Source organism: Kitasatospora sp. NPDC001309, assembly GCF_042896295.1.
GTDB lineage: Bacteria > Actinomycetota > Actinomycetes > Streptomycetales > Streptomycetaceae > Kitasatospora.
In genome coordinates, this window is the sequence record NZ_JBIAXC010000047.1 from 69,137 (window position 1) to 75,136 (window position 6,000).

Sequence of the window (6,000 nt, forward strand, 5' to 3'; positions counted from 1 at the left end):
GGGGGATTCGGCGGCCGGGCGAAGGTCACGAAACGATAACCGGTCTGGACTGAATTTCGACCGTTGTTCATGCCGCCGTGGATTCGCCAAGGGTTCGTGCTCGCCCGGCCGCCCCACTCTCGGTGCTGGTGCAACTGCACCGAACCGATGCCCAGTTGGGAGCCCCCCTTGCGCACCTCCCGCTCCATCCGCAGCACGGCCCTCGCCACCGCCACGGTCGCCGCGACCGTCGCCGCGCTGATCCCGCTCTCGGCGTCCGCCGCCACCGCCGTGACCGGGTCCGCCGCCACCGGTGCGGCCGCCGCGGTCGCGGCCGACGGCTCGTACCAGGGCTTGCCGAACGGCACCAAGCAGGCCAAGACCCTGGTCATCGGCGTCGACGGCACCCGCTACGACAAGCTGCTCACCGCCGACGCGCCCAACCTCAAGGCCCTGATGGCGGGCGGCCTGACCGCCACCAGCAACCTGTACGCCAACCCGCTGGCGCCCACCCTGTCCGGCCCGGGCTGGTCCACCATCGCCACCGGCGTGTGGCCCGACAAGCACAAGGTCAAGGACAACGCCTTCACCGGCGCCCGCTTCGACCTGTACCCCGACTACGCCACCCGCCTGGAGGCCGCCGACCCCGGCAACTCCACCCTGGTGATCGGCTCCTGGAACCCCATCACCGCCAACGTCTTCAACGGCCGCGCCGACCTGCGCATCCCGGAGAGCGAGAACGACGGCAAGACCGCCACCGACGCCGCGGACTACCTCGCCCACGGCAACCCCGACGAGACCTTCCTGCACTTCGACGGCGTCGACGAGGCCGGCCACGCCCACGGCGGCGCCAGCGCCGACTACCTGTCCGCCATCCACACCGTGGACGGCCTGGTCGGCCAGGTCGTGCAGGCCGTCAAGTCCCGCCCCACGTACGGCTCCGAGGACTGGCTGATCGTCGTCACCACCGACCACGGCCACACCGACGCGGGCGGCCACGGCGGCAACAGCGCCAACGAGCGGCAGACCTTCCTGATCGCCGACGGCGCCGGCTACGCCCCCGGCTCGCGCCGCTACGACGTCAAGCCGGTCGACATCGCCCCCACCGTCCTCAAGCACGAGGGCGTCGCCGTCGACCCCGCCTGGAAGCTCGACGGCCGGCCGATCGACGAGATCACCCCGGACGCCTTCGACGCGCTGCGCCCGAACCTGCAGACCCGGGTCGACGAGACCGGCATCCCGGCCGGGGTGAAGGGCTGGACCCACACCCCGCCGGCCGGCTGGAGCATCGACAACTCCCGGATGCCCAGCGGCGGTGTGACCGAGTGGCGCGGCTGGGCCTTCGCCACCGACGAGTTCTGGACCGCCGCCGAGCTGAACCAGTCCCGCGAGACCAATGTGCGCGCCCGCAACGTGTTCGCCGTCGCGGACTCCGACGAGTGGGACGACAAGGCGCACGGCGCCGGGCAGTTCGACTCCACCCTGATCAGCCCGGTCTACCCGGTGTCCGGCCTGAGCCGCGGCACGCTCTCCTTCGCGACCGACTACAAGGTGGACGGGCCGCAGACCGGTGACCTGTACGTGGTCTTCGACAACGGCACCCCGCAGCTGGTGAAGTCCTACCGCAGCGACCTCAACACCGTCGAGCAGCTGCCGGTCACCGTCCCGGCCGGCGCCACCGGCGCCCGCTTCCAGTTCCGCTACACCGGCACCAACAGTGCCTTCTGGACGGTCGACCAGGTGACCTTCACGGCCTCCTGAACCGCCCTCGGGCCCGCGGGCGGGGGCCGTGCGCCGGCCCCCGCCCCGGGCTCCGGGTCAGGTCAGCTCGCGCATCCGCCGGATCGGGCCGGCCAGCAGGATCACCGGGCTCACCACGCTGACCACGGCGACCAGGAGCAGCGCCGTCCGCGGTCCCCAGGTCGCGGCGGCGGCCCCGGCGGCCAGGGCGCCGACCGGGATGGCGCCCCAGGAGACGAAGCGGACCGTGGCCATCACCCGGGACAGCAGCTCCGGCGGGGTCCGGGTCTGCCGGTGGGTGCGGGTCACGATGCTGGTGACCACGACCCCCGCCGAGAACCCGGCGTTGCCGAGCGCGAAGACCAGCGTCGCCCACCCGGGCCCGGCGAGCGGCAGCAGCAGGGCGAAGGCGGTGGCGACCACGGCCGCCCAGCGCAGCGCGGTGCCGCTGCCGAACCGCGCGACCAGCCGGGGAGTGGCGGCCGCGCCGAGCAGGCTGCCGAGCCCGCCGGTGGCCATCAGGGCGCCGACGGCGGCGGCCGGGGCGTCGAGGGTGCGGACCAGGAAGACCGGGGTGAGCGTCATCAGCCCGCCGCAGACGAAGTTCACCGCGGTGGCGTCGGCCACGCAGGGCCGGATCACCGGGTGCCGGGTGACGAACCGCCAGCCCTCGCGGATCTGCTCGCGCATCCCGGCGCCGCCGGTCGGCCGGGCGGCGGGCTGTGCGACCGGCGGCAGGGTGCCCAGCAGGGCCGCCGAAGCGAGGTAGCTGACGGCGTCCAGCAGCATCGAGGCCGCGCCGCCGACCAGCTGCACCAGCACGCCGCCGAGCGAGGGCCCGGCCAGGTCGGTGGCGGCGACGCTGCCGGAGAGCAGGCTGTTGCGGGCGGTCAGCTCCTCCTTGGGGACGACGGCGGGCAGGAAGGTCGAGTTGCCGACGTCGAAGAGCACGCTCGCGAAGCCGACCAGCAGGGCCACCGCGACCAGTTGGGGCAGCCCCAGCACCCCGAACGCGGCGGCCAGCGGCACCGAGGCGACGGCGGCGGCCCGCAGCAGGTCCATCGCCACCTGGGTGCCGCGCAGGGGCAGCCGCTGGACCAGCACGCCGGCCGGCAGTCCGATCACCAGCCAGGCGACGTAGGCGGCGCCCGTGATCAGTCCGACCTCGAAGGCCGAGGCGTGCAGGGTGACCACCGCGATCAGCGGCAGGGCCACCGTCGTCACCTGGTCGCCGAGCCGGCTGACGGTCGAGGCGGTCCAGTAGCGCCAGAACGCCCCCGCCCCGGGGCCGCTTCCGCCGCCCCCGCTCCCGTCCCCGCCCGCCGGATCCGCCGTTCTCGCCGCGCCCACCGTCTCGGTCGTCAACGTCCGCCCCTTCGCCGCCACCGGTCCACCAGCGGGACCGAGTGAGTTCCCTTTAGGAACTCACTATACTGGGTGATCATGCGGCACACGGAAGCGGCGGACCCCGACTGCGCGATCTCCCAGGCCCTGACAGTGGTCGGGGACACCTGGACCCTGCTCCTGGTCAGGGACGTCGCCGGAGGCACCCACCAGTTCGACGCCCTGCAGAACGGACTCGGCATCAGCCGCAAGGTGCTCACCGAGCGCCTCAAGGCCCTGGTCGCCGACGGCGTCCTGGAGAAACGGCTCTACCACCCGCACCCGCCGCGCTACGAGTACCACCTGACGGACCGCGGCCGCGGACTCCTGCCCGTCCTGGTCGCCCTCCAGGACTGGGGCGGACGCTACGTCCTGGGCGACGGCACCCTTTCTGCCACCAGCACCCCCGACTCCGCCGAGACCCGCCGGGTCACGGCCCTCACCGGCCACCGGCTGCCCGCACTGGAACTCGACGCCGCCGCCGGCGGACGGGTCGACCCGGTCGCCGCGGACCACGCCTGGACGGTGCTCTACTGCTACCCCGGCGCCTACGCCCCGGGCGGGGCCGACCAGCCGCCCGGCTGGGGCGACATCCCCGGCGCGCCCGGCTGCACCCTGGAGTCCTGCACCTACCGCGACCGGATGGGCGAGTTCGCCGCCCGCGACACCGTCGTCCACGGCGTCAGCACCCAACGCCCGGACCAGCTGGCGGCCTTCGCCGAGCACGCCCGGATCCCGTTCCCGCTGCTCTCCGACGCCGGCCTGGAACTCGCCGCCGGGCTTCGGCTGCCCACCTTCCGCGCCGCGGGCGTCGAACGCCTCAAACGGCTCACCCTGGTCCTCGACGCCGGCCGCACCGTGCGCGGCGTGCTCTACCCCGTCACCGACCCCGCGGGCTCGGTCGAGGACGTCCTCACCCTGCTGGACGGGCTGCGCCGCTGACCCCCGGACGCACGACAGCGGGTGCGCCCCCGGCCCGGCCGGGAGCGCACCCGCTCAACTGTGCTACGGCGGACGGCGGTCAGTACCGCGAGGCGATCACGAACCAGCCGACCACCATGATCAGGACGACGGCGACGATCGCGACCGCGGTCGGCGTCAGCCGGTCCCGGAACTGCTTCCCGGGCTCGACCCGCTGCGCCTCCTCGGTGCTGGACTCCCACCAGGTGCGCAGCCGCCGGACGTTCACGTCGAAGTCCTCGGTCGGGTACAGCGGGCTCCAGGACAGGCCCGGCAGCGAGCGCCGGCGCCCGCCCGTGGTGAAGATCCGCGCCGCGCGGGTCGGTCCTGAGCCGGCGTACGGGCCGCTGGACGCGGTGGTGCGGACGTCGACCCAGCGGATCTCCGCCCAGGAGTAGGTGCGCCCGGCCCCGAACCCCCAGCAGATCGTCACGCCCTCGGGCCCGACCCGGCTCCAGCCTCGCCACGAGCTGTAGAAGACCGGCACGAACAGCACCACGACGGTGCCGAGCGACCAGGCCACGAACACCGGCCCGGAGCGCATCATCCCGACGGACACCATGAGGACGAGGAAGGCGAGCGCGCCGACCAGACGGGACTTGGAGGGGCGGAACAAGTCCTTGCCCCGGAACACCAGTTCGTTCACGGGTCGCAGGCTACTCCGGTGCGTCGTCTGCGAACAGGAAGTTCGACGCGATCTTCACGGGAGGCGGGAGGCGGGAGGCGGGAGGCCGGGGCTGCCCGGTGCCTCCTCGACCACCCGACCGGGGATCATGCCTGTTCCCCGGCGCGGAGTTCGGTGGCGATCTGGCGTCGGCCGGCGATGAGGGTCTCCAGGACGATGCCGAGGCCGACCAGCAGGGCGAGGCCGGTGGTGGGCAGCAGGACGGGGAGCAGGACGGGGGTGATGGCGTCGCCGACCTCGGCGCCGACGAGGGTGGAGATGTCGAAGGCGCCGCCGAGCAGGGCGACGGCCGCGAGGGCGGCCAGGCCGCCGCCGACGGCGGCGGCGAGGGTCTGCGGCAGTGCCTCGGTGATGATCAGTGCGAGTCCTTGGCGGGGTCGCAGGCCCATGGTGCGCAGGCGGGCGAGGACGGCGGTGCGGTCGGGTGCGGCGCGGAACAGCGTCAGCAGGACGGCGAGCAGGGCGTAGCCGGCTCCGGCGGCGGCCGCGTACCAGAACAGCCGCTCGGCGGCGTGCTGCAACGGATCGTCGGCCAGGGCGGCCGCGGTGTCCCGGCTGCTGTGCACGACGTAACCGGCGGGCAGGCCGTGCGCGTCCTTGCCGACGGCCGTTGCCTCGTCCGCGACCAGCTTGGCCATGCCGACCGGCTGGGCACCGCCGTTGCCGCGCAACGCCGTCCGGACGGCCTCGGGATCCACGCCGCCGACGGCGAACCACCTGTTCACCCGCCGGGTGTCCGGCAGGCGCTCCCAGGCGGGGCCCGCGGCCACCACGGCGAAGGGCGCGCCGGGGTCGGGCAGGGCGGCGGTGGCGCCGACGGTCGCGGCGACGCCGAGGCGCAGGTCGTTGCCGTTGGCCGTGCGCACCTGGGACGCCCCGGTGGCGGTCAGGCGCTTGGCCAGGTCGCGGCTGACCAGGGCGGGCACCGGGGTGTCCCGGCCGCCGGGGGCGGCGGCCAGCTTCGCCGGGTCGAACTCGCCGACCCCGAGGGTCCGGGAGATCTCGGCGTAGGCCGCCGGGTCGACCACCATCACCAGGTAGGCGTCGGTGTAGGTCTGGTCGGCGGCGAGGACCCGGACCTTGTCGACCCAGACCGCGGTGGAGGCGTGGACGCCGGGCAGGGCGTCGGCGGCCTTGGTGAAGGACTCGGTGAGGGTCGCGTAGTCGGGCAGGGAGACGCCGATGTCCCCGCCGGTGGCGATCCGCGCGGCCCGGGTGCGGACGTGGTCGACGGTGTCGAGCACGGTGGCACC

At 74.2% G+C, this 6,000-nt stretch carries 4 protein-coding genes and 1 pseudogene; 2 read left to right on the top strand and 3 right to left on the bottom strand.

The features are described 5' to 3' along the window. Window positions 1-168: 168 nt before the first annotated feature. Window positions 169-1,740: an alkaline phosphatase family protein gene (locus tag ACFY2K_RS34760; RefSeq protein ID WP_387716622.1), complete on the top strand. Its 1,572-nt coding sequence runs from the start codon at window positions 169-171 to the stop codon at window positions 1,738-1,740. A 57-nt stretch (window positions 1,741-1,797) separates the two neighbouring features. Here the strand turns inward: ACFY2K_RS34760 and ACFY2K_RS34765 are convergent, their stop codons facing one another. Continuing rightward, window positions 1,798-3,084: an MFS transporter gene (locus ACFY2K_RS34765; protein WP_380527617.1), complete on the bottom strand. Its 1,287-nt coding sequence runs from the start codon at window positions 3,082-3,084 to the stop codon at window positions 1,798-1,800. A 78-nt stretch (window positions 3,085-3,162) separates the two neighbouring features. Here ACFY2K_RS34765 and ACFY2K_RS34770 point away from each other — a divergent pair, with 78 nt between their 5' ends. Next, complete coding sequence (locus ACFY2K_RS34770) at window positions 3,163-4,044, top strand: winged helix-turn-helix transcriptional regulator (RefSeq protein ID WP_380527615.1); 882 nt, start codon at window positions 3,163-3,165, stop codon at window positions 4,042-4,044. 79 nt (window positions 4,045-4,123) lie between these two features. On the opposite strand, the gene ACFY2K_RS34775 is transcribed toward ACFY2K_RS34770, so the two are convergent. Next, window positions 4,124-4,708: a hypothetical protein gene (locus ACFY2K_RS34775; RefSeq protein ID WP_380527613.1), complete on the bottom strand. Its 585-nt coding sequence runs from the start codon at window positions 4,706-4,708 to the stop codon at window positions 4,124-4,126. 125 nt (window positions 4,709-4,833) lie between these two features. Next, window positions 4,834-6,000: pseudogene (locus ACFY2K_RS34780) on the bottom strand (hypothetical protein); the annotation flags it as partial.